We start from the raw sequence: 24,796 nt of genomic DNA, 5'->3' as shown, positions 1-24,796 counted from the left end.
AAATGAGTTTGAATCTTAAGCACATAGAAAAAGCCAAGTCCAGGATTTTGGGCTTGATCAATCAAACCCCAATATTGACTTCCCAATTGTTGAATCAATGGTTGGGGCATGAAATTTTTTTTAAGGCTGAGAATTTTCAAAAAATAGGAGCTTTTAAGGCACGCGGGGCCTGCAATACCTTGGCTTGGTTGCAAGAAATAGGGGAAAATCCAAAGCATATTGTGGCAAATAGTTCTGGGAACCATGCCCAGGCGGTTGCATATGCGTCAAGTAAATTGGGTATTTCGTCCACTATTTTTATGCCGGGGTATTCTTCCAAAATAAAAATTCAAGCTACAAAGTCCTATGGTGCTCAAGTGGTTTTAAGTGAAACTAGGGATATTGCCGATCAAGAAGTGAAAGAGGCGGCACGGCAGCAAGGCACCTATTGGATTCCGCCATATAATCATGAACAAGTGATTTGTGGTCAAGGTACAGCAGCTTATGAGGCATTAACGGAGCTGCAAGAAATTAATGCGCTTTTTGCACCCTGCGGCGGTGGAGGCTTGTTATCTGGTAGTCTTCTTGCCACTAGAGGATTATCTCCAAAAACCAAGGTAATGGGGGTGGAGCCACTCAATGCAAATGACGCTGCTGAATCCCTTAGACATGGAACCATACAAAGATTGTCCGGTGTGCCCGATACTTTAGCGGATGGCGCCATGACCATGGCCGTGGGCAAAATTACTTTTGAATATCTAAAACAGCTGGATGATTTCTTTGAAATAGAAGAAGAATATTTAATGTATTGGACACAATGGCTATCCCACTTGCTCAAATGCCGTGTGGAACCCACAAGCGCTATGTCCATGGAGGCGGTGAGAAGGTGGTTAAGTACGCAAAAAACCAAACAGAAAGTTTTGGTTATTATATCGGGAGGAAATATAGATCAACCCACCACTCAAAAAATTTGGAAAAAGGATTGTTTGGGTATTGTTCCCAGTATTCTGAATTAAAAACTCGTTCTATAAAAGCTAGCTAAAGATTCTAGTTTGCCTATTTTTGCCCAAACCTTTACAAGATGTCTTCAGATTCAAGTAAAAGATATGCGCAACGGGGAGTTTCTGCTTCCAAGGAAGATGTGCACAATGCCATAAAAAATATAGACAAAGGATTGTTTCCTAAGGCATTTTGTAAAATTGTTCCAGATTATTTAACAGGCAGCGAAGACCATTGCCTAGTAATGCATGCAGATGGCGCAGGGACTAAATCATCCTTGGCGTATATGTATTGGAAGGAAACTGGAGATATTTCGGTTTGGAAAGGGATAGCACAAGATGCCCTTATTATGAATGTAGATGATTTGATCTGTGTTGGAGCTATAGACAATATCATGCTTTCTTCGACTATAGGTCGAAATAAGAATTTGATTCCTGGAGAAGTGATTTCGGCTATCATCAATGGAACCGAGGAATTGATTGCTGATTTGGAAAAACACGGAATAGTTATCCGGTCTACCGGAGGAGAAACTGCTGATGTTGGCGATTTGGTAAGAACCATTATTGTTGATAGTACTGTAACGGCTCGAATGAAGAAAGCGGATGTGATTGACAATGCGAATATCAAACCTGGAGATGTTATCGTTGGTCTTACTTCTTATGGACAGGCCACTTATGAATCGGAATATAACGGTGGTATGGGGAGTAATGGACTTACTTCTGCACGACATGATGTTTTTGGGAAATACTTGGCCCATGAATATCCTGAAAGTTATGATCCCTCAGTTCCGGATGAGTTGGTGTATTCTGGAAATGTGAAATTGACAGATTCAGTACAAGACGCACCGCTGGATGCGGGTAAATTGGTCTTGTCCCCAACACGTACTTATGCGCCAATCATCAAAAAAATATTGGAAAAGTATAATTCAGCAGATATTCACGGTATGGTACACTGTAGTGGAGGTGCCCAGACCAAAATTCTCCACTTTGTGGAGAATCTGCATATCATTAAGGATAATCTTTTTCCAATCCCCCCATTATTCAGGCTGATTCAAGAGCAATCCAATACAGATTGGAAGGAAATGTACCAAGTGTTCAATTGTGGGCATCGTATGGAATTGTATGTTGATGCTGAAGTGGCAAACGATATAATTGCCATCTCGAAAAGCTTTAATGTGGATGCCCAAATTATAGGTCGGGTTGAATCTGCCGAACACAAGAAACTAACCATCCAGAGCGAGTACGGAAAGTTTGAATATTAGCATACGATTCACCATAATTTAGCGTTCTTTCTATAAACCTCACGCTATGGAAAGAAAAGAATTCCTCAGGAGTTTGGGCGCTGGTGCTGCTTTTGCTCTTACTTTTCCCTGTATTCATGGATGCTCAAAGGATGAAATCCAAGGAGATATCGTAGAAGAACCTACTGGAGTGGATTTTACTATCGATTTGACTTCTGCTGAGGCTCAAGCCCTAGGTGCAAATGGAGGTTTTATACTTAAAAACTTGGTGGTCATTGCAAGAAATTTGGAAGGAGAGTACATAGCTGCAAGTCAGGTTTGTAGTCACGAATCTTACGATCAGGTACGATTTGTGGACCAAAGCGGAGGAATTTTTTACTGTGATGTGCACGGTTCCCGATTTGATCAAGATGGAAGTCCGTTAAATCAAGTGGATAGTAATCCGGCCAAACCCATCAAGGTTTACAATACCGAGCTTGATGGTTCCTCTTTGAGGGTATTTGAGTAGATTTTAGTACAATCAGATGAAATGAAAAAACTATTAACACTAATAGGTTGTCTTTGTTTTGGTCTTATTCAGGCCCAAGAATGGCATATGAATTATGCTGATGCTGTCAAACAAGCTAGTGAAGAGGATAAACCTATAATTTTAGTATTCTCTGGTTCTGATTGGTGTGCTCCTTGCATACGTCTTAAAAGACATATTCTGGATTCAGAAGAGTTTAAATCCTATGCAGCTACGCATTATGTGCTTTACAAAGCTGACTTTCCAAGGAAAAAGAAAAACCAACTTTCAGAAAAAATAACAAACAGCAATAGGTCCCTTGCCGAAAAATTTAACCCTAAAGGATATTTCCCATTAGTGGTGGTTTTGGATAAAAAAGAAACTGTCTTGGGAAAAACAGGTTTCTATACCAAACCTTCTCCAGAAGATTACATTGCGCTGTTGAACAGTTTTGTGCAATGAGAATAGTTCTGATTCTTGTTTGCAGTCTTGCCTGTCTGCTGTCCTTTGGGCAGTCAGAAAAAGATATTACCGTTAAGAGAACCCTTAAACTTATGGGCACTAGGTTTGAGATAACCGTTGTTGCCCCCAATGAAGAAATTGGATACCTGGACATAGATGAGGCCGTTTCAGAAATAAAACGCATTGAAAAGATAATCTCCTCTTGGGATGAAGAATCCGAAACCTCATTGATCAATAGAAATGCAGGGATTAAGCCGGTCAAAGTAAGTACAGAACTTTTTGGATTGATAGAGCGTGCAAAAAAGATTTCAGAAATAACAGATGGAGCTTTTGATATATCCTATGCTTCTATGGATAAAATCTGGAAATTTGATGGATCTATGCAGCAGAGACCATCAGAAAAGGAAATTCAACGGTCCATTGCCAAGATAGGACATCAAAAAATAGTATTGGATGCGGAAAAGCATACTGTTTTTTTGACCGAACCTGGAATGCGCATAGGATTTGGTGCTATCGGTAAAGGATATGCCGCGGATCGTGCCAAAGAACTTTTGGTCTCCAAACAGGTAAAAGGAGGTATCATCAATGCTTCTGGTGATCTTACCACTTGGGGAACAAAGGCAACTGGAGAGAGATGGTTGGTGGGTATTGCCAACCCCTTGAGCAAGGATAGGGTGTTCAGCTGGTTGCCAGTGATTGAATCTTCGGTGGCTACATCTGGAAATTATGAGAAATACATTATTCTGGATGATAAAAAATACTCGCACATTATTGATCCCCGTACCGGATATCCAACAACAGGAATCAATAGTGTTTCGGTTTTTGCAAAGCAAGCAGAGCTATGTGATGCTTTGGCAACAGCTATTTTTATTATGGGTAAGGATAGTGGTATTCACTTGATCAATCAAATTGATGGGGTGGAAGTGGTTGTTGTGGATTCCGATAATAAAATTCACAAGAGTTCTGGGATTTTTTTTGATACGAATCAGTAATTTTAAGCTATGGCAAGACCTATTTTTTTATTGCTTTTACTTTTGGCCAGTTCCTGTGTTGTGGTAAGAGAGTATGACAAAGCGTATGTAAATGATGAGGAGATGAGGTTAGGTGCAAAGGTGTGTGAACGCTTTGAGACCAATTTTCATATCTACCGTGAAGCTTCTTCCGGAGCAAATGGAGGTAAAACAGGTGGTGGCTGTGGATGCAATTAATAGTATGGGCAAAGTAATTGGTGTAAGGTTCAGCACTATCCATTTTTTAGGTTTTGCTATTTTCTTCCTGACAGTTGGTTTTGGATGGTCTCAACAGACCGATAATTCCTATGCCAAAAGGGTGCTGGAGGCCAGTGAAATTGATGTATTGTTTAGTTATTACGATCAAGATGGTCAAAATGCAGCGGTTACTGGTGGTGAAGGAACCGAAGAACTCACGGATGCAACCTCTTCTTTAGTGTTGCGCATGCCCATGAATGAAAATGATGTATTGACTGTGGATGTAGGTCTTTCTGCCTATACTTCTGCCTCTTCAAGTAATGTTAACCCTTTAGATGGGGGATTCAATGTAACTCCTTTTGATGCTTCTTCTGGAGAATCGAGAAAAGATGTGTTGGCTTATATCAATCCCAGTTATCAGCATAGTTCTGTTGATAGAAATACCATTTGGAGTGCCAACGCTTATTTTTCTTCAGAATATGATTATTTCTCTATTGGTTTTGGAGGAAGTTTCACCAAACTTTTCAATGAAAAAAATACCGAACTTACTTTAAACGGTCGGGTATTTTTAGATAAGTGGAATGCTATTTACCCGGTAGAGCTTCGTTCGGGATTTTTTGATGACCGAATTACGGGCAATGGAACTTACACTCCTAATTTTACCGGATTTGATCAAGAGAACCGAAATTCCTATTCGCTTTCTCTAAGTTTTTCACAGATTTTGGGGAAGAAATTGCAAGGAGCGCTTTTTATGGATGTGGTATCGCAAAATGGTTTGTTGAGTACGCCCTTCCAAAGAGTTTATTTTGGAGATGTTGAGGACTTTTTTATTGATGATTTTCAGTTGGCGGACGATGTCGAGCGTTTGCCGGAAAATCGATTCAAGATGCCTTTTGGGGGAAGATTGAATTACTATCTTAATGATTTGTTGGTTCTTCGAACATACTATCGTTTCTATTGGGATGATTGGGGTATTACTTCTCATACCGCCAGTCTTGAAATTCCTTTTAAATTGACTGATAAATTTACCTTGTACCCTACCTACAGATACTATACCCAAACAGCAGCGGATTATTTTTATCCCAAGGAGGAGGCGCTTTCAACGTATGAATTCTATACTTCAGATTATGATTTGTCCAAATACGACGCCCATCAATATGGAGCGGGAATCCAGTATAAGGATATTTTTACCAGTGCCAAGATTTTTGGCTTTGGATTGAAGACCATAGATGTACGTTTCAATCAATATGATCGTAGTGATGGTCTTAGCGCTTTTATCATCACCTTGGGAACTACTTTCATAGCAAATTGATTCAAAGAAGAATCCATTCAAAAATCGTAAATTCGCATTCTTAATACGCGGATTGATTTATGCTTGACAAACTCAATATTGTAAAACAACGTTTTGACGAGGTTTCAGATTTAATTATTCAGCCAGATGTTATTGCTGATCAAAAGCGGTACGTTAAGTTGAATAAGGAATATAAGGACCTAAAGATTTTAGTGGATAAAAGAGATCGTTACGTTGAACTCACAGAAAACATAAAGGAGGCTGAGGAAATCATTGGCGATGGCAGTGATGCTGAAATGGTTGAAATGGCCAAGATGCAGTTGGATGAAGCTAAGAGTGCCCTACCACAATTGGAGGAAGAAATAAAATTTCTTTTAATCCCCAAAGATCCTGAGGATGAGAAAGATGTGGTTATGGAGATACGAGCTGGAACCGGAGGTGACGAAGCCAGTATTTTTGCTGGGGATTTGTATCGCATGTATGCTAAATATTGTGAGTCCAAAGGGTGGAAAACCAATATCATTGACTTGAATGAAGGTACCAGTGGAGGGTATAAAGAAATTCATTTTGAAGTAAGTGGTGAAGACGTTTATGGTACTTTAAAGTTTGAGGCGGGCGTGCATCGGGTGCAACGAGTGCCGCAGACAGAAACACAAGGAAGGGTTCATACCAGTGCGGCCACGGTGATGGTAATTCCTGAAGCTGAAGATTTTGATGTGCAAATTGACCCAAAAGATGTCACAATAGATTATTTCTGTTCTTCTGGGCCTGGGGGACAATCAGTAAATACAACCTATTCAGCTGTTCGATTGACACACGTGCCCACAGGACTTGTGGCACAGTGCCAAGATCAAAAATCACAGCACAAAAACAAGGAAAAAGCTTTTAAGGTACTTCGATCTAGATTGTACGATTTAGAATTGGCCAAAAAGCAGGAAGAGGATGCTGCAAAGCGAAATTCTCAGGTAAGTAGCGGAGACCGTTCTGCAAAAATTAGAACTTACAATTATCCGCAAGGTAGAGTAACGGATCACAGAATAGGTCTTACACTATATGACCTTCAGAATATCATCAACGGTGATGTCCAAAAAATAATTGACGAGCTGATGTTGGTTGAAAATACAGAGAAGCTAAAAGAGGCCTCCGAGATTTTTTAAATACTAATAGTTGTTAGTTCAAGAGCAGTCGAGAACCAATTGAAATGAAGATAGCACATCTAATTTCCCAAATCCGACAAAAAAAATCCTTTCTCTGTGTAGGCTTGGATACAGATCTGGACAAAATACCCCAGCATCTTCAAAATGAAGATGATCCCATTTTTGCATTCAATAAGGCCATTATAGATGCCACACATTCCTATTGTGTAGCCTATAAGCCCAATATAGCTTTTTATGAAGCTTATGGTTTAGAAGGATGGAAGTCTTTGGAGAGAACCATGGATTATTTGAATGCCAATCATCCAGAAATATTTACCATTGCTGATGCCAAAAGAGGGGATATTGGAAATACTTCTACTCGCTATGCCAAAGCTTTTTTTGAAACCCTAAATTTTGATTCCATAACTATTGCGCCTTACATGGGCAGGGATTCTGTGGAGCCCTTTTTAGAGTTTGAGGATAAGCATACTATTTTATTGGCATTGACTTCCAACCAAGGAGCTTTTGATTATCAAACTAAAAAGGTAGGAGAGCAAGAACTCTATAAAGAGGTTTTGGCTGTTTCTAAAACCTATGCAAATTCTGATCGGCTCATGTTTGTGGTTGGAGCTACAAAAGCTACCTTTTTAGAGGAAATAAGACAGATAGTTCCTGAAAGTTTTTTGTTGGTACCTGGCGTTGGTGCACAAGGTGGCAGTTTGCAAGAAGTTTGCAAATATGGAATGACTAAGGATGTTGGTTTGTTGGTAAACTCTTCAAGGGGTATCCTCTATGCCTCGCAAGATGATGATTTTGCAGAAGAAGCTACCAGAAAGGCTAAAGAGCTACAAAGAGAAATGGAGGTTGAACTGGGAAAAGCAGGATTTTTGTCTTAGGACAAATTCTCCAATACTTTTTGAATCCCCTGTGCCTTTCTCTTAAAAAATTCACCCAAACTGGTGTTCATATAGGCAGTATCTGCAGCTTTTTCCACAAAAGCTTGATACCTGAACTCCAAAGCAGCTATGGCTTGGGTGCCACTCGTGATTGGAGTTACTGATCCAACTTTGCAATATTGATTATTCATACTAAAAGATTTGTTATAACAAAGATACGTTCAAAACTTCTCGTTGGACTATCGATAAAACGGGTATACACCTATAAATCAAGTAGTTTATCTAAAATTTAACATCCGAGCGATATTTTGGAAACTTGATATGCTTTTTTTGACAAAATCTTAAGAATTTAATGATTTACAGTGCTTCTTTGGTATTGAGAAGGTGTGAGTTGGGTATCTTTTTTGAAAGCTTTATTAAAGGTCACTTTATTGTTGTAACCAACTTCATATGCAATGTTGATGATGTTTAAGCGCTGGGATTTTTGTGCCAAGAGCAACTCTTTAGCCTCTTTTATTCTATATGTGTTTACAAATTCATGGAAGCTTACGTTAAAATGTTCATTGATTATTTGGGATGCATTATGTCGAGTAGTATTAAGCCTATTGGCCACCATGTCCAAATTTATATTGTTTTCCTTGTATATTTTTTCTGTGCCAAAAAGATAAAGTAAGTTTTCCTTGAGCTCTATCGATAAGCTAGGGGTTAAGCCAGACTTTTGATACTTGGAGAACAAACCATTTGTATAAGTATAGGCCCCATTAAATATTTGGGGCTGAATGTTTGCCGAATAACCCACATATAGGACCATAGCTGCCATGGTAATGGCCGTAGTGTCGAATAGTATCCCGGTTGCTACTCCATTCATAATGGTTATGCCGTAGATAGTATAAGTTATTACATAAGAAGCATGAATTAGATATATATGTTTTTGCCATATGTAATTCTTGGCATCCAATAACTTTTCTCTTTTGCCTTTTACATATACTCTCCGGATAAAATATCCATAAACGGTAAGGGAAACAATTTTTAAAACTACCAACAATATCAGTTTATCAGAATCTTGTGGGTTAAGTCCATGTTGGATTCTTGAAAGCATATAATATCTTTTCTCGTCAAAAGAGAGGCTATATACGTCAACTATGAGATAAGCCGTAAGTAAAACGGTTGGAATAAGATGCAGTAAGTCAATTTTTTTATACTGATACTTCTTGGAGATTTTCTTGAAATAAAAAAACAAAAGCGGTCCATACAAAAAAGAGGCCCAAGTGGACATCAAATATGTATGTGGGTACTCAAGGGTATAATTGGCTCTGCTGATACTAATGTTCAGCATAAAGATAGAATGGATAAAAATGAAAAATGCAATTAAAAAGCGAGAGCTCGGGTGTATTTGTTTGTTTATACTGATGAGGAATACAACATAGAAACCTACTAAGGCAACAAAAAGAAATATGATGGACCACGTTGTCACTTTGGGAATCAATCGAGCAGTTGCACCTTTGAATTCCTCAGTTTTTCGAATAGAATCAAAATCTTCATTCAGTAGAAAATTGGGATTGTATTCCAGTTGCAGGTATTCATGAATATTTTCAATGGATTTTGACGCATTGCCCAGCCCTGCTTCACCTAAAGCTATTTTTTTTAGTAAATGAGGTTTGTCTGCGTCAGGATTTTCTAAGTTTTTCTGGTATAGGGATATAGCCTTTTCAAATAGGTGGATGTTATAATAATAATCAGCCCACTGCAATGAATCTTGTTGTTCTTGGAAAATGGCACCGTCGAATGGGGGTTCAAAGAGGATTCGGGAAGTTTTTGAGTAACAGTTGGCACCAATGACCAAAAACAAAAAAACAAGGAAACTTGAAGCTCTCATTTTTTGGTTTGAATTAGCTTCATTCAAGTTACTTATTTAACAAAACCAAAATGTTAAAAAAAGATTAAAAACCGTAACCCCCGATAATAGTTTACCTTTATAAGTGCCGCATGTAAAGGTTTTTGGCCTGAATTTTGACAGAAAAACATGTATTAAAACAACAAAAAAACCGGTGCTAACACCGGTTTTAAACTAACTAACTCAAAAAAATGCTAACTCAGATAATTTGCTACAAAATTCTATGATAACCTTCAGGCCAAGGTTAATTTAACTTTAGGATTTTGTTATAATTGCCTAGTTTTATTGATGTTATAACGCTGATACAGAGGGCATATTGTATGAATTAAAAAATATTTTTTAATCCTGAAGAGCAAATACCCTTTTCAAAATATCTGTAGTTCTTGAAGAAACTTTGTTTCTAATTTCCTTTTCTTCAACAGCAATCATTGTGTAAACACCAGCAAGTGCTTCTTGAGTTGTGTAATCTGTTAAATCTGGGTTTACATCTGCGGTTAGAGGTAAACTATTGTATTTAGTAATAATATTATTCCAAATTTTATTCGCACCCACTTTTTTGAACGAATTGGCAATAATGGGATTGAATTTATCATATAACTTGGTTCTAGTAGCTTGTTCCAAATAAGTTGTGGCAGCATTATCACTTCCCAATAAAATTTGTTTGGCATCATTAAAGGTGATTCCTTTGACTGCATCTACAAATATTGGTGTGGCTTCTCCAACGGCATCTTCTGCAGCTCTATTTATAATTCGCAGACCTTCATCGGCTAAACTGCCTAAACCAACATCTCTCAAAGTTTTATCCACTTTTTTAAGCTCTTCGGGCAATAGAATTTTTACGAGTTCATTTTTAAAAAAACCATCAGTATTGGCCAGAGAGCTAACTTGCTTGTCGATTCCTAAGTCAAGAGCCTCACGAAGTCCTTGTGCTATTTCTGCATTACCAATTACGGTACCTTGGGGTAATTGGTTTACAACTTGCTGCAACTCTGTGCATGCCATGAGTTGGAAAGCCAATAAACATAATACAATTCGTTTCATGATTTAGTGTTTTAGAATTGCGATGAAATTACGGCTAAAGTTGAAAAAATCAACCTTGGTCAATAATATTTAAGAAAAGATTACAGTCTTGTTATTGTACACCATTGTTTTTCTGGCAACATGAAGTTGTACTGCCCTGGATAGCACTATTTTTTCCAAATCCCTTCCTTTTGCAATAAAGTCCTTAATAGAGTGGGAGTGGGAAACGGTAGTTACATCTTGTTCAATGATTGGTCCGGCATCCAACTCTTCCGTTACATAGTGGCTAGTGGCCCCAATTATCTTAACACCGCGCTCAAAAGCCGCATGATAAGGTTTAGCTCCAGCAAAGGCAGGTAAAAATGAGTGGTGGATATTGATTATTTTCTGTGGAAATTCATTGATGATCTTAGGGGAGACAATTTGCATATACCGGGCCAAAACGATGAAGTCCACTTCATGTTTTCTAAGAAGTTCCAATTGTTGTTCCTCAGCTTCATTTTTGGTCTCCTTTTTTACTGGAACGTGGTAATATGGTATTTGAAACTGCTCCGCTATAAATTCCAAATCTTTATGGTTGCTCAGTACAAATGGAATATCAACAGATAATTCCCCAGAATTGAACCTGGTCAAAAGATCATAAAGACAATGGTTGTATTTAGATACGAATAGAGCCATTTTAGGCTTATAGTTGTCCAAATGAACATCCCATTCCATATTAAATCTTTGGGCTAATTCCAGTTGAAATGTGTTTTTAAATTCTTTAGGCTCCAGTGGTTGCTCAAATTCACTTTCCAATCTCATGAAGAACACACCAGCTTGTTTGTCCACGTGCTGGTCTAGATAAATAATATTACCTTTTTGTTGGTGAATAAAACCAGTTACCGCACTGATGATTCCAGATTGGTCTGGGCAGTGAATGAGAATGGTAAGCTTCATAAATAAATTTTGACCGATAAAATTATGATATTCAGAATAAGGAAATATAAACAGATGAAATTTTTATAATATTCTAATCAAAATCGATTTCCAATTGCATTTTCTGTAAATTGCAAGTCAAAATCCGACTCTTTATTATCAATGGAGCAAATTAAACCCTACACCCCAAAAAATAAGATACGTATTGTAACCGCTGCTTCCCTTTATGATGGACATGATGCTGCCATCAATATCATGCGGAGGATTATCCAGGCAACCGGAGTGGAAGTAATTCATTTGGGGCATGACCGTAGTGTTATGGAGGTGGTGAATTGTGCCATTCAAGAGGATGCCAATGCTATTGCTATGACCTCTTATCAAGGAGGACATAACGAATATTTTAAGTATATGTATGATTTGCTTCAGGAAAAGGATGCGGGTCATATAAAGATTTTTGGCGGCGGCGGCGGGGTCATTCTTCCCAAGGAAATAAAAGAGTTGATGGATTATGGTGTAGAACGCATTTACTCCCCTGATGATGGCAGGGAAATGGGTTTGCAAGGAATGATCAATGATTTGGTTCAACGCTGTGATACTGAAGTGCCAGATTTGAAGCTTCCCAAAGGGAAAAAAGTGAAAAATCTTTTATCAGAGAAACATACCAATACAATAGCTCGTTTGATTTCCTTGGCTGAAAATAGGTATGAATCTTATGGAGCTTACGTAAAGGACATTCAAAAGAAAAGTGTTCCTGTTTTAGGGATTACAGGAACCGGAGGCGCAGGAAAATCCAGTTTGGTGGACGAGCTGGTCAGGCGTTTCCTGACTGATTTTCCTGAAAAGCATATCGGAATAATTTCTGTCGACCCTTCCAAAAGGAAAACCGGGGGTGCTTTGTTGGGGGATAGAATCCGGATGAATTCCATTAATAATGAACGCGTGTACATGCGGTCGCTGGCTACTCGACAATCAAATTTAGCGCTCTCCAAACATGTTTCCGAAGCAGTGGAAGTCTTAAAAGCTGCCGAATACGATTTAATTATTTTGGAAACTTCTGGGATTGGACAGTCAGATACAGAAATACTGGAACATAGTGATGTTTCTTTGTACGTTATGACCCCTGAGTTTGGTGCTGCAACACAGCTAGAGAAGATTGATATGCTGGATTTTGCAGATATTGTGGCCATCAATAAGTTTGATAAAAGAGGCGCGTTGGATGCGCTTCGAGATGTAAAAAAACAATATACCCGCAATCATGGTTTGTGGGGCGCCAATCAAGAAAACCTGCCCATTTTTGGTACAATAGCTTCTCAGTTCAATGACCCTGGGATGAACAGATTATACAAAACCATTATGGATACTTTGGTTTCCAAGGTAGGTTCCGGTTTAATTTCCAATTTGGAAGTGACCCAAGAAATGGCAGAGAAAATCTTTGTTATTCCTCCTGCAAGGACAAGATATCTTTCAGAGATAGCTGAAAATAATCGGTTTTATGACTCCAAAACAAAAGAGCAGGTGAAAGTTGTGCAGCGACTTTACGGTATTTTTTTGACGCTTGCCACTACTTTGGAATTAGACCAAACTGAAGCACAAGGTTTACTGTTGAATGCTTCCGGTTTGGATGAAAAGGCCATAGAAAACCATTCAAAAAATGCATCCAGTAGTGAGTTCATTTCTCGTTTGACCGAAGAATTTCGCAAAGCGAAAAAAGATTTAAACCCTTACCATTGGGAGGCTATTTTGAAATGGAATGAAACTGTCAAAAGGTACCGTTCAGCAATCTACTCTTTTAGGGTTCGTGATAAGGAGGTCAATATCAAGACCCATACAGAATCACTTTCGCATAGTCAAATCCCAAAAGTGGCTCTGCCAAAATATCAAGCTTGGGGAGACATATTGCAGTGGCTTCTACAGGAAAATGTACCGGGAGAATTCCCTTATACTTCTGGATTGTATCCTTTTAAACGAGAGGGAGAAGACCCAACCCGAATGTTTGCTGGTGAAGGAGGTCCGGAGCGCACCAATAGAAGGTTTCATTATGTGAGTTTGGATATGCCGGCCAAACGCCTTTCCACCGCTTTTGATTCGGTAACCTTATATGGAAATGACCCAGACCATCGCCCAGATATTTACGGAAAGATTGGAAATGCAGGAGTGTCCATCTGTTGCTTGGATGATGCCAAAAAATTGTATTCTGGTTTCGATTTGAGTAATCCAATGACTTCGGTTAGTATGACCATCAATGGGCCTGCTCCCATGCTTCTGGCTTATTTTATGAACGCAGCCATTGACCAGAATTGCGAAAAATACATCAAACAAAATGGACTTGAAAAGAAAGTGGAAGAGAAAATCAATGCCATTTTTAAGCAGAAAGATAGTAAACGACCCACTTATTTAGGAGAACTTCCCAAAGGGAACGATGGATTGGGCTTGATGCTTTTGGGTGTCACAGGCGACCAAGTATTGCCCAAAACTACGTATGACGAAATAAAGCAAAAGACCCTAAATCAAGTTAGAGGGACTGTCCAGGCTGATATTTTAAAAGAAGACCAGGCCCAAAACACGTGTATTTTTTCTACGGAGTTTGCTTTGCGGTTGATGGGCGATGTGCAGGAATACTTTATTGAGCATCAAGTGCGCAATTTTTATTCGGTTTCCATTTCGGGATATCACATAGCAGAGGCCGGAGCCAATCCTATTACACAATTAGCTTTTACGCTCTCGAACGGATTTACCTATGTAGAATATTATTTAAGTAGGGGAATGGACATCGATAAATTTGGTCCAAACCTCTCTTTCTTTTTCTCTAATGGAGTAGATCCTGAATATGCTGTTATTGGTAGAGTGGCCCGAAGAATTTGGGCGAAAGCCATGAAAGAGAAATATGGGGCCAATTCAAGGGCGCAAATGTTGAAATATCATATTCAAACTTCTGGAAGAAGTCTGCATGCCCAAGAAATTGACTTCAACGATATACGTACGACCTTACAGGCACTTTATGCCATATACGATAACTGTAATTCGTTGCACACCAATGCGTATGACGAGGCCATTACCACTCCTACGGAAGAATCTGTGCGTAGAGCAATGGCCATTCAGTTGATCATCAACAAGGAATTGGGATTGGCTAAAAACGAAAACCCAATGCAAGGGTCATTTATTATTGAAGAGTTGACAGATTTGGTGGAAGAAGCTGTATTGTTGGAATTTGATAGAATTACGGAACGAGGCGGGGTTTTGGGGGCTATGGAGACGATGTACCAGCGCTCTAAAATTCAGGAGGAGAGTCTTCATTATGAAACCTTGAAACACTCTGGGCAGTATCCGATTGTTGGCGTAAATACTTTTTTGAGTTCCAAAGGGTCGCCAACTATACTTCCAGCCGAAGTTATCCGAGCTACTGAAGAGGAGAAGCAGCATCAAATTGAAACTTTAACCAATTTACACCATAGAAATCAAAAGGAAACAGTAATTCAATTGAAAGAACTACAACAGGTCGCAATTCAAAACCAGAATCTTTTTGAAAAGCTCATGGAAGTTTCCAAATATTGTTCACTGGGCCAGATTACCCAAGCACTGTTTGAAGTTGGAGGACAATACAGAAGAAATATGTAAAAAATGAATTGGCTAATCTCTATTAAGTAGTGATTTTCTCCATTTTTTAAATGAAGATCGGAAAGTCTTGATTTCTCTTCTTAATAAATTAAGATATTCCTTTTCCTTGACACCATCACGCTCTAGGCCATTGCAATAGGCCAAAATGTTTCGGGTCATGATATTGATGAAAGTCAAACTTTTCATCCTTGTTGCATGGGAGTTGCTCAAAGCGGCCTGTTCCACCTCTTTGGTAATCAACAAGGCATCGGTCATCAAAGATTGGGTGATGTCATCACGAAAGCTATCAATTTTTCGCAACGACAATATTTCTTTGTTGTAAGAGAAATAAGAAGCTATGGCTTCGCTTAAGTCACGAAGTGCCAGAGATTTTCGGTATACTCCTAGAGAATGTAAAGAACTTCTCTCCATTTTTTCAAAGCAATTTTCAATTATAAAATTACATACGAAATCCATATTTCAACTTTGCTTTTTAAAGCAAAAAAGATTGTTTACTTTTGAAAGTAAGTATTATCTCCAAAATTTTCTTAAAAAATGAAGATTGATGCACTTAACTGGCAGATATTAGGGTATTTACAACAAAATGCCAGGGAGTCTTTTGCCAATATAGGACGCAAAGTAGGGTTGACCCCACCTGCAGTTGCAGAGCGTGTTAAGAAAATGGAAGATATGGGTATAATTGAGGGGTACGACACTAAGGTTTCGTATGCTCAAGTAGGTCATCAGCTTAAGGCCATTATCATGTTGAGGGCATTTATGGGTAAATTAAAACCTTTCCTTACTAAGGTAAATTCTTTTCAAGAGGTCATTAATTGTTATCGAATTACAGGGAATGAAAACATCATCATGGAAGTAGTGCTGAGAGATCAGTCCCATTTGGAAAAATTCATAGATGAATTGATTGTTTATGGGGAATGCAGAACACATATTGTATTGTCCAATGTGGTTGCCAATGCTCCAATTAAAGAAGTCAAAGATGGAAAGTAGTGCACAGTTTCAAAAAAGGAATCATTTTTTTTCTTTTTGGCGAGATTTTTGTTGCGCTTTAAATATGAAAAAAACTTACGTTGCACTTTTTCTTTCCATTTGCTATGTATCCATTACGTTTGCTCAGGAAATGGTACTGAAAAAGGGGGCGATTATGGAAAATTTGCCCATCAATGATTCTATTTCCGAAACCTTTTCCTTGTATTTGCCCACATATTTTGATACAAACAAAGAGTGGCCTCTTTTACTTGTTTTTGATTTACAGGCGAAGGAAAAACAGGCTCTTTCCATGTTTTTGAACGCTGCTGAAGAAGAAGGTTATGTGTTGGCGGCTCCCAAGATTTTAGATAGTATTTCATTGTCAGCTAATATGGTCACCACTGATGCAACCATAAATCGAATTTTTGACCTATTGCCCATCCAAAAACAATCTATATATGGCGCTGGAGCATCTTCGGGTGCCCGTTTCGCAAATTTGGTTCCTATATTCATTCGAAAGGTGAAAGGAGCCATTTCAATTGGATCCTCGGTTGCCAATACTGAATTGTTTAATGCAAAACAACCTTTTCATTTTATAGGTATTGTGGGCAAGGATAATTTCAACTATACATCAATGTTGGCAGTGGAAAAGATTTTGGATAGACTTAGGTTTCCAAATCAGATATTGTTGCATGAAGGTAAAGGTGATTGGCCAGACTTGAATTATTTAAAAAAATCCCTACAGCTCTTTAAGTTGGCAGGAATGGCAAAAAACTATATTCCCAAAGACTCGATTTATATTGAAAGTGCATATCAGGAAGATTTGATCAAAGTGGGGCAATTGAAAAATATGCGAAAACTATTGTTGGCTGAGCAATACATGGGTGAAATGATGTCCATGTACGGACCACACAAAAATTTAGATTCACTACGTTTGGTTTTAAGGGATTTGCGAAGGGACAAGATTTATAGGTCCATGAAACGTTCGGAGAATACTGCGTTTCTAAAGGAATCGCTTTTAAAAGAAGACTACCAATATTATATGGATGAGGATTTTGTAAGCCATAACTTCAATAATCTAGGTTGGTGGAATTATCAGTTTGAAGAAATCAATAAATTTATTTCTGGCACTGATGTGTATGAAAAAGAAATGGGGCATCGTCTGCTCGGATTTATAAATGCTCTTGCCATAGACAATATCAACTATGTGCAATCTCAGGATTTAATTGATGAAGATGCTTTGGCTTTCTTGTACATGCTCAAGACCATTTTGGAACCCAACAATTTTGATTATTACCTTAAGGTAGTTTCTTTGAGCTCCAAAAATGAAGATTACGGAACGGCCTTGTTTTATTTGGAAGAAGCTCTGAAGAATGGATTTAAGGATAAAGAAAAGTTATATGGATTGGAAGATACCGCACTGTTCCGGATAACACCTGAGTTCAATAAACTTGTTTCGAAGTATCTTAAAGACGCTCGCTACGAGATTATTGAGGAATAAGTTTGGACACTTTTTCCAAGTTCCAATCAATCACCAAGCCACCTGCCAAGGATTGAGCAATTTCCCTTCCGTATAAATGTTCACATAAATAAAGTGTTGCCTCAAAACTTTTGGCCCCACCTGCAGAGGTAATGAATTTTCCATCATGTACAAAAAGTACGCTATCCTTGACTTTTAGATGTGGAAACATGGTTTTGTACCTATCAATATCACTTGGAAAGGTTGTTGAGGTAACGCTGTCCAACACTCCTGCTTTGGCCAATACAAAAGCACCGTCACAATGAGAGGTTACGAATAGTGCTTCCTTACTTACTTTTTTCACAAAATCGATCATAATGGTGTCTTTCAAATCACTGTCCAAATGATGTTCCGCACTTGGGACTACCAAGATGTCGATTTTTGGAATGGAATCTTGGGTGTAATCAAAATCAGGGAGGATGCGAACACCCTCGAATGAAGTGATGGGTTTTAAGGTATTTGCCACGGTAAATGTGTTCATGGCCTTAATGCCTTTTCGATATTGTGTGTGTTGAAAAATATCAAAAGGGGCAGTAAACTCTGTGTTGTAAACACCATCCATAATCAAAAAAGCCACATTATATCGATTGGCTTTTAAGTCGGGCAGAAATCTTTTTTCTTTTTCTGTGGGCATCTCTTTTGAGGATTGTTCCATGCATGAAACAAGTAATCCAACTAAAATAAAGGGGAGTAGTTTTTTAATCATAATAACACTAAGGTACTACTAAGAATGATTTCCGCTACTTTTGACATAAATAATTGTAATGAAGCACGGAATTTGGGTTATTGTTTTAGCGCTTTTTGCATGTGGCAGGGGTAAGAGATATCATGACCAGACCAAGCCGATGGAGAATGTATCGCCTTTGGTGATGGAGATTTTGGATTTTCAAAAAGAGCAGAATGTCAGTTTCAAAAATCCTGAAACATCACCATTGCCTGATAAATACCGCAAAGATTTTGAAAGCTTGGATTTTTTTGAGCCTGATGCCAACTATATAGTAAAGGCACATTTTGTGCGTACACCCGATGCAGAACCTTTTTTAATGCCCAGCACTACAGATAGAAAATCCTTGGAAGTGGTCTATGGCGTGGCCCATTTTAGTTTGAACGGAGTCCAACATCAATTGGAGGTGTACCAGAGTTTGGACTTGGTGGATCAGGAGGAGTATAAAGATTATCTGTTTTTGCCGTTTTTGGATAATACCAATGGCAACGAGACTTATGGTGGAGGACGTTATATTGATTTGACCATTCCAGATGGAGATACCTTGGTCATAGATTTCAACAAGGCTTATAATCCCTATTGTGTGTATAACAAAAAGTACTCCTGCCCTCTAGTGCCAAGGCAAAATTATTTGAGAACTAATGTGAGAGCAGGAGTGAAAGACTTTAAAGTCGATTAAAAAAGCCTTAATCCATTTGGAAAAAGGCTTTCTATTAGCATTAAATTAAGTTTCTTGGTTCTAGAAAGAATAGATAGCTGCAAAAAGTACAGATGCTAAACTTCCAGTGGCCTCCATGTCATTATCGATAAAAGCATCTTCAGAAGCACTATCCAATCTAATTTCCGGCTTAAGAATCAAGTCCCCAATGGTTGCGCTACCAGTCAATGTTACTGCAAGAACACTTGAATCACCATCAACATCTGAAGCTCCAATTGCGCCGAAGAAATCAGTTTCCATGAAATATTCACCTCTTAAACCAATGGTAAAGTTATCTGAAGTTGCCAACTGTGGGTAAAGCGCAACACCTGTAAAGCTACCACCATCATCTTCTTGGCTAAAGTGGGCTGCATTGATTCCTAAGAAAAAATCTTCGGAAAGATCAAACCCTCCCGTGAAGTCAACTTCAAAACCACCTTGACTGTACAAGAAGTTCAAGAATTGACCTGAGTAACCCAACTGAGCACCTACAGCATAATCTCCAGTGCCATTCAATTCAGTCAAATCAGTTGGATTCATAACTGCCAACATAGCACTCCAATCGTTACCTAAGTCAAAGTCCGCTTTAAGACCAGTATGGCTGAACGGGCCATAGGAGAATAGGTAAGAAGTACTGTAGTTAAAGTTGGCGGCAGGTGAAATTACCTCGTACCCTAGAAATGTGTTGAAGTTACCAAAAGTCAAAGTAACATCATCACTTACATTCCAGTATACATACAATTGGTTAACAATGTCACCAGTGGCTGAATACATCGGAGAGGCGAAAATTGCATCGGTACCTCTTGGACCAAATACAAGGTCGGCAACGAAACCTACTTTATCACCTTCGTAAGCAGCAATAACATTGGCCATACCCAAGGCAAATCCATCAAGATTTGCAAAAGAAGATCCGGGGGCTATTGCATCTTCTCCATTGGGTGCAGTAAGGTTGGTTCTGTAATATGCATCAACAGTACCACTAAATTCAAATTTTGGTTTTTCTTCCTCCTCTTCCTGTGCAAAAGCACTTGTTGCTATTAAAGCCAAGGCGGCAAAAGCTAAATTTTTTACGTACTTTGTATTTATAATCGTTTTCATAATCTTGATAGTTTAGGTGCCCCAATAAACAAGGGGCGTTTATTCGAATTTATTTGAGTTTTAATTTTTGAAAAGGTTATTCAACGGAGCGTTTGGCAGAACGCTCCGTTTCCTTTTTCAGTTGTTAGTTATTTTGGGATGAAATGTGCTCAGGGTAAGCTTCCATTCCATGCTCATGCATATCCAAGCCATCCAACTCTTCTTTTTCAGAAACCCTTAATCCAATGGTTTTCTTCAAGATGAAAAGAACGATGAAGGAAGCAACAGCAGCCCAAAGAATATAAGCAAGGGAGCCATAAGTTTGTACCCAGAGTAGGCTGGCATCTCCACCGTAGAAAAGACCACCATCCAAAGCAAATAGTCCAATCAAAACAGTTCCTAGGAAACCGCACACACCGTGTACTGAAATTGCACCTACAGGGTCGTCAATTTTAAGTTTTTTGTCTATAAATTCAATGGAAAGTACTACTACTATACCACAGATAAGGCCAATGAATAATGCTCCCCAAGTGTTAACAGCACCACAGCCAGCTGTAATTCCTACCAAACCTGCAAGTGCACCATTAAGAGTCATGGAAATATCAGCCTTTCCATATTTTATCCAAGTAAAGAACAATGCAGCTACTGCACCGATTGCTGCGGCAATATTGGTATTGATAATTACACTGCCAGCGGCAATGGTATCATCGCCACCCCAAGCCAATTGAGACCCTCCGTTGAAACCGAACCACCCCAACCAAAGGATAAATACGCCAAGTGCTCCAAAAGCCATGTTGTGACCTGGAATTACCTTGGCCTTGCCATCAACATATTTTCCAATTCTTGGACCTACCAAAATGGCAGCTACCAAAGCAGCAGCTCCACCTACGGCATGTACTACTGAAGAACCTGCAAAATCAACAAAACCAGCAACATTTAGCCAAGCATCATCATCAAATGGCCAGTACCAGCTACCGGAGATAGGATAAATAAGGGTGGTAAGGATAGCTGAGAAAATCAAATAGGTTGAGAATTTAGTTCTTCCAGCAATTGCTCCAGATACAATGGTTGCAGCTGTTGCACAGAATACTGTTTGGAAGAATAGGTTGTACCAATCTGATGCACTAAAGAAGAAATATCCTTGATCAGAAGGGCTGGATCTAAAGAATCCACCACCTATTACATCGCTACCATACATAATAGCGTAGCCAACTGCCCAAAACATGATGGAACCTATGGCAAGGTCCATTACGTTTTTCATAATAATATTACCAGAGTTCTTACTGCGAGTGAACCCTATTTCCAATAGAGTGAACCCTGCTTGCATAAAGAATACCAAAATAGCTGCAAGGGTAATCCAAAGGGCACCCATATCAGCATTGATGGCCTCTACTGCTGTTTCTATCGTTTCTTGTGTTTCTAAAATCATAATCTTTGAGTTAATTGGTTGTACATTTAGTTGACTCCAGCGCTGCCGCTTTCCTTGGTTCTGATTCTATACGCTTCAATAACATCGGAAACGAATATTTTACCATCTCCAACATTTCCAGTTACTGCCGCGTCCAAGAGTGTGTTCACGGTGCGCTCAAGGAAGTCATCTGATACTACGATAACCAAATACCTTCTTTGTATATCGGAAGTACTATAGGAAATACCTCGATATACGTGTCCTCGTTTTTCATTTCCAACTCCCGTTACATCCCAGTAACTAAAGAAGTTGACCTCAATTTCATGAAGTGCTTTTTTCACCTCATCAAATTTGGATTTTCTAATAATTGCCTCGACTTTTTTCATAATTAAGTAGTTAATTGAATCGTTCAAATATATGTTAAATCGAATAAGACCTTGTAAATCGATAGGGTATTGAGTAGATTTTTATGAGTATAAAAAAAATACCCCTAAATTTTTAGGGGTATTCCATTTTGAAGTAATATTTTTTAATCATTTAATGATTATTTGATAACATAAGGGTCTAATAAGTGAGTTTTTTTATTGAAAAGAGGATTTTTTTATGAAATATGTTCAGAGATTAACAAAAAATAACAAAAAAAATGAATAATATAACTAATCTCCTAATTTTGAGAGCCAGATGCCCAGCGCCACGGCCAAAATACCCACCACTATACTGCTTACCGTGTAGAAAAGAAAACTAAGAAGCTCTCCGTTTTTTAAAAAGGTATGTTTTTCAAAAGCAAATGTGGAAAAGGTAGTGAACCCACCACAGAATCCGGTGGCCAAGAATAATGTCGTGTTAAGTGAAAGTAATTGGTTCTTTTCTGAAATACCCAAAATAAGACCTATTAATAGGCATCCAACAATATTGACAATAAAAGTACCCAGATAAAAATTGTGGAATAAAAGGTTGGTAGGTCTGGAAATTATGTAGCGAAGTACGCTACCCAATCCACCTCCTAGAAAGACAAGAAAAACCTGCTTCATACCCTAAAGGTACAAACTAAACAGCTTTCTTGTATTTAGTTTCGGAAGACTCATTGGGGAACAATCTGGTAATGGTAGTCTCCGAAATTTTTTGAATTGATTTTCCAAATTGCTCATTTGCACCATTCACACTAAAAATAAGAAGTATGATATTGATTGCTAGTAAGCCGATAAGGATTCCAAAAAAAGTCACCATATTGTATTTGCTAAACTAATGTTAAACAAAAGTACGTCTTTTCCTATGCGATACGAATTCTATTCGACTTAAAGTTGTAAAAACATCAATTTTTGTGGTGTAGTCAAAACTGATGTTAATTTTTGAGAAAGTATTTAATAATAAATAGAATTATTATGAAGGAGACAAAAGAAACCATAATCCATTTTACCCCTTTGTAGTTTTTTGTATGCATTTTTTTATCCTTTTTATAAGACATTGCTATAATAAGCACAAAAATCACAAAAAAAAGAGCGGCAAAAATTAACTGTCCGGTGCTGAACATATTTTATATTTTTAGCAAAACTAAATCAAAATAAGTGCAATGAAAAGCAAAATAAAAGCCGTGGAACTATTCCACAATTCTTTTGGACTGGGAGTTTTACAAGAACCCAAAGCAGATTTGGGAAAGGGCAAGAACTTATTGCGCTTCAATCTTATGGATGAGGAGAATAAGGAGTACTTGGAAGCTGCCAACAATGGTGATCTTGTAGAGGTGGTAGATGCTCTAGGTGACATGCTCTATATTCTTTGCGGAACCATCTTGGAGCATGGAATGCAATATAAAATCGAAGAAGTTTTTGAAGAAATTCAACGAAGTAATATGAGTAAACTTGGAGCAGATGGAAAGCCAATATATCGTGAGGATGGTAAAGTGCTCAAAGGACCAAATTACTTTAAGCCCAATATAAAATCGATTATGGACAAATAAAAAAAGCACCTTTAGGTGCTTTTTTTATTTTTAGATTACTTTAAAACGCCACCCGAATTTATCTTCGGCTCGGTTATATTGAATATCTGTAATTGTTTGTTTTAACAATGATGCATAGCTGTTCTCGAGTTCTGGAAGATCATAATCTGTACCATTATAACCAAAACCAGCTATTGGAGAAACCACTGCAGCAGTACCGGCTCCAAACATTTCCTTGAGGCTGTCGTTTTTAGCAGCTTCAACCACTTCATGCACTGATACCTTGCGAACCTCAGTAGCTATTCCTTGATCTTTGGCAATGTCCAATATGCTTTTTCTAGTAATTCCATCAAGAATGCGATCATTGGTAGGAGCTGTGATCAAAGTGTCATTGATTCTAACAAAGACGTTCATGGCGCCAGCTTCTTCAATAAATTCATGGGTGTTGTCATCTGTCCAGATAACCTGTTGATACCCTTTTTCTACAGCCAGTTGGGTAGGGTAGAATTGTCCAGCATAGTTTCCGCCGGCTTTTGCATATCCAACACCCCCATTGGCCGCTCGAGAATACGTTTCCTCAATCAGCACTTTGACTTTTCCGGAAAAATAAGCTCCAGAGGGTGCGCAGGCGATTATAAATTTGTATTCATCTGCTGGTGAAGCATGGAATCCATTACCAGAAGCAAAAATAAAAGGACGTATGTATAAGGAACTCCCTGGATTTTGAGGAACCCAATCTTTTTCCAATTGTAGCAAGGCCGTTAGCCCTTCCATGAAAACTGCTTCAGGAAGTTCGGGGATTGCCAATCTTTTGGATGATTTATTCAATCTTTTGAAGTTTTCCAAGGGTCTAAAAAGCCAAACTCCGCCATTCTCATCCTTGTAAGCCTTCATTCCTTCAAACACAGACTGACCATAATGGAATATCTTGGCAGAAGGATCTAGACTAATAGGTTGATATGGAATAATTTTTGGAGCTTTCCATTCCCCATCGGCATAATCACAGACCAACATATGGTCCGTATAAGTGCTTCCAAATGCAAGATTGTCAAAATCCACTTCATGGATTTTGGAAGTTTTTGCTTTCTCAACGACCAAAGTATTCGCCACTGTTTCCATTTTTAAAAGAATTTGAACAAATAAAAGTACACAATAAGCCAGAGCACCGCATACTTTTAAACTAAAATTATACAGTTTTGTATTGAAATTTTAGAATTTTCATATTCTTGAAGTGATTTAACAGTTTTGATGCCTCAACTACAACGAATAAATGGTTTCTATGGCTAATTCTCAAAAGAAAAATTGT

25 protein-coding genes are annotated in these 24,796 nt (G+C 38.4%); 14 read left to right on the top strand and 11 right to left on the bottom strand.

The annotated features are described in order from the left end of the window. Positions 1 to 2: 2 nt before the first annotated feature. From HJC33_RS03450 to pyrF, 9 genes are all read left to right on the top strand, one after another. Positions 3 to 995: a serine/threonine dehydratase gene (locus tag HJC33_RS03450; protein ID WP_171657400.1), complete on the top strand. Its 993-nt coding sequence runs from the start codon at positions 3 to 5 to the stop codon at positions 993 to 995. Between the two features lie 65 nt (positions 996 to 1,060). After that, positions 1,061 to 2,239, top strand: a complete 1,179-nt coding sequence (locus HJC33_RS03445) for an AIR synthase related protein (RefSeq protein WP_171657399.1) — start codon at positions 1,061 to 1,063, stop codon at positions 2,237 to 2,239. A 46-nt stretch (positions 2,240 to 2,285) separates the two neighbouring features. Then, positions 2,286 to 2,726 (top strand): QcrA and Rieske domain-containing protein, encoded by a 441-nt coding sequence (locus HJC33_RS03440; RefSeq protein ID WP_171657398.1) that lies wholly within the window; start codon positions 2,286 to 2,288, stop codon positions 2,724 to 2,726. A gap of 21 nt (positions 2,727 to 2,747) precedes the next feature. Then, positions 2,748 to 3,185, top strand: a complete 438-nt coding sequence (locus HJC33_RS03435; RefSeq protein ID WP_171657397.1) for a thioredoxin family protein — start codon at positions 2,748 to 2,750, stop codon at positions 3,183 to 3,185. Beyond that, positions 3,182 to 4,177 (top strand): FAD:protein FMN transferase, encoded by a 996-nt coding sequence (locus HJC33_RS03430; protein WP_171657396.1) that lies wholly within the window; start codon positions 3,182 to 3,184, stop codon positions 4,175 to 4,177. The genes HJC33_RS03435 and HJC33_RS03430 overlap by 4 nt, the downstream gene beginning before the upstream one ends. A 9-nt stretch (positions 4,178 to 4,186) precedes the next feature. Beyond that, a complete protein-coding gene (locus HJC33_RS03425; RefSeq protein WP_171657395.1) occupies positions 4,187 to 4,393 on the top strand; it encodes a DUF4266 domain-containing protein in 207 nt (68 codons plus the stop codon). A 4-nt stretch (positions 4,394 to 4,397) separates the two neighbouring features. Then, positions 4,398 to 5,705 (top strand): DUF3570 domain-containing protein, encoded by a 1,308-nt coding sequence (locus tag HJC33_RS03420; RefSeq protein WP_171657454.1) that lies wholly within the window; start codon positions 4,398 to 4,400, stop codon positions 5,703 to 5,705. A gap of 59 nt (positions 5,706 to 5,764) precedes the next feature. Next, positions 5,765 to 6,841 carry a peptide chain release factor 1 gene (gene prfA / locus HJC33_RS03415; RefSeq protein ID WP_171657394.1) on the top strand — a complete coding sequence of 359 codons (1,077 nt, stop codon included), beginning with the start codon at positions 5,765 to 5,767 and terminating at the stop codon, positions 6,839 to 6,841. Between the two features lie 44 nt (positions 6,842 to 6,885). After that, positions 6,886 to 7,716, top strand: a complete 831-nt coding sequence (pyrF, locus tag HJC33_RS03410; protein ID WP_171657393.1) for an orotidine-5'-phosphate decarboxylase — start codon at positions 6,886 to 6,888, stop codon at positions 7,714 to 7,716. On the opposite strand, the gene HJC33_RS03405 is transcribed toward pyrF, so the two are convergent. From HJC33_RS03405 to purU, 4 genes are all read right to left on the bottom strand, one after another. Then, a complete protein-coding gene (locus tag HJC33_RS03405; RefSeq protein WP_171657392.1) occupies positions 7,713 to 7,907 on the bottom strand; it encodes a hypothetical protein in 195 nt (64 codons plus the stop codon). The genes pyrF and HJC33_RS03405 overlap by 4 nt on opposite strands. Before the next feature lie 158 nt (positions 7,908 to 8,065). Beyond that, positions 8,066 to 9,592: a helix-turn-helix domain-containing protein gene (locus HJC33_RS03400; RefSeq protein ID WP_171657391.1), complete on the bottom strand. Its 1,527-nt coding sequence runs from the start codon at positions 9,590 to 9,592 to the stop codon at positions 8,066 to 8,068. Between the two features lie 357 nt (positions 9,593 to 9,949). Then, on the bottom strand, positions 9,950 to 10,651 hold the full coding sequence (locus HJC33_RS03395) for a DUF4197 domain-containing protein (protein WP_171657390.1): 702 nt from the start codon (positions 10,649 to 10,651) through the stop codon (positions 9,950 to 9,952). Positions 10,652 to 10,720: 69 nt separating this feature from the next. Further along, positions 10,721 to 11,569, bottom strand: a complete 849-nt coding sequence (gene purU, locus HJC33_RS03390) for a formyltetrahydrofolate deformylase (RefSeq protein ID WP_171657389.1) — start codon at positions 11,567 to 11,569, stop codon at positions 10,721 to 10,723. A 141-nt stretch (positions 11,570 to 11,710) separates the two neighbouring features. Between purU and HJC33_RS03385 the strand changes: the two genes are divergently transcribed. After that, on the top strand, positions 11,711 to 15,163 hold the full coding sequence (locus HJC33_RS03385; RefSeq protein ID WP_171657388.1) for a methylmalonyl-CoA mutase family protein: 3,453 nt from the start codon (positions 11,711 to 11,713) through the stop codon (positions 15,161 to 15,163). Between the two features lie 12 nt (positions 15,164 to 15,175). On the opposite strand, the gene HJC33_RS03380 is transcribed toward HJC33_RS03385, so the two are convergent. After that, positions 15,176 to 15,574 (bottom strand): hypothetical protein, encoded by a 399-nt coding sequence (locus HJC33_RS03380; protein WP_171657387.1) that lies wholly within the window; start codon positions 15,572 to 15,574, stop codon positions 15,176 to 15,178. Between the two features lie 123 nt (positions 15,575 to 15,697). Here HJC33_RS03380 and HJC33_RS03375 point away from each other — a divergent pair, with 123 nt between their 5' ends. Together HJC33_RS03375 and HJC33_RS03370 are read left to right on the top strand one after the other, a co-directional pair. Beyond that, positions 15,698 to 16,150 (top strand): Lrp/AsnC family transcriptional regulator, encoded by a 453-nt coding sequence (locus HJC33_RS03375; RefSeq protein ID WP_171657386.1) that lies wholly within the window; start codon positions 15,698 to 15,700, stop codon positions 16,148 to 16,150. A 64-nt stretch (positions 16,151 to 16,214) separates the two neighbouring features. Next, positions 16,215 to 17,630 carry an alpha/beta hydrolase gene (locus HJC33_RS03370; RefSeq protein WP_171657385.1) on the top strand — a complete coding sequence of 472 codons (1,416 nt, stop codon included), beginning with the start codon at positions 16,215 to 16,217 and terminating at the stop codon, positions 17,628 to 17,630. On the opposite strand, the gene HJC33_RS03365 is transcribed toward HJC33_RS03370, so the two are convergent. After that, entirely contained in the window at positions 17,617 to 18,303 is a 687-nt protein-coding gene (locus HJC33_RS03365) for a DJ-1/PfpI family protein (RefSeq protein WP_246245474.1), read from the bottom strand. The genes HJC33_RS03370 and HJC33_RS03365 overlap by 14 nt on opposite strands. Positions 18,304 to 18,412: 109 nt before the next feature. Here HJC33_RS03365 and HJC33_RS03360 point away from each other — a divergent pair, with 109 nt between their 5' ends. Further along, positions 18,413 to 19,051, top strand: coding sequence for a DUF1684 domain-containing protein (locus tag HJC33_RS03360; protein ID WP_171657383.1), 639 nt, complete (start codon positions 18,413 to 18,415; stop codon positions 19,049 to 19,051). Between the two features lie 60 nt (positions 19,052 to 19,111). Here HJC33_RS03360 and HJC33_RS03355 read toward each other — a convergent pair whose 3' ends face one another. The 4 genes from HJC33_RS03355 to crcB form a co-directional block, all read right to left on the bottom strand. Then, complete coding sequence (locus tag HJC33_RS03355) at positions 19,112 to 20,167, bottom strand: outer membrane beta-barrel protein (protein ID WP_171657382.1); 1,056 nt, start codon at positions 20,165 to 20,167, stop codon at positions 19,112 to 19,114. A 124-nt stretch (positions 20,168 to 20,291) separates the two neighbouring features. Next, complete coding sequence (locus HJC33_RS03350) at positions 20,292 to 21,575, bottom strand: ammonium transporter (RefSeq protein ID WP_171657381.1); 1,284 nt, start codon at positions 21,573 to 21,575, stop codon at positions 20,292 to 20,294. 26 nt (positions 21,576 to 21,601) lie between these two features. Continuing rightward, on the bottom strand, positions 21,602 to 21,940 hold the full coding sequence (locus HJC33_RS03345) for a P-II family nitrogen regulator (protein ID WP_171657380.1): 339 nt from the start codon (positions 21,938 to 21,940) through the stop codon (positions 21,602 to 21,604). Positions 21,941 to 22,210: 270 nt separating this feature from the next. Beyond that, positions 22,211 to 22,585: a fluoride efflux transporter CrcB gene (gene crcB, locus HJC33_RS03340; RefSeq protein WP_171657379.1), complete on the bottom strand. Its 375-nt coding sequence runs from the start codon at positions 22,583 to 22,585 to the stop codon at positions 22,211 to 22,213. A gap of 539 nt (positions 22,586 to 23,124) precedes the next feature. Here crcB and HJC33_RS03335 point away from each other — a divergent pair. After that, positions 23,125 to 23,511 carry a pyrophosphohydrolase domain-containing protein gene (locus tag HJC33_RS03335; RefSeq protein WP_171657378.1) on the top strand — a complete coding sequence of 129 codons (387 nt, stop codon included), beginning with the start codon at positions 23,125 to 23,127 and terminating at the stop codon, positions 23,509 to 23,511. Between the two features lie 30 nt (positions 23,512 to 23,541). Here HJC33_RS03335 and HJC33_RS03330 read toward each other — a convergent pair whose 3' ends face one another. Further along, a complete protein-coding gene (locus tag HJC33_RS03330; protein WP_171657377.1) occupies positions 23,542 to 24,609 on the bottom strand; it encodes a branched-chain amino acid aminotransferase in 1,068 nt (355 codons plus the stop codon). Positions 24,610 to 24,796: the final 187 nt, after the last annotated feature.

The organism is Flagellimonas amphidinii (assembly GCF_013090115.1).
GTDB lineage: Bacteria > Bacteroidota > Bacteroidia > Flavobacteriales > Flavobacteriaceae > Flagellimonas > Flagellimonas amphidinii.
The sequence above is the reverse complement of the archived record's forward strand: the minus strand, read 5'-3'. Positions and strand labels throughout refer to the sequence as shown.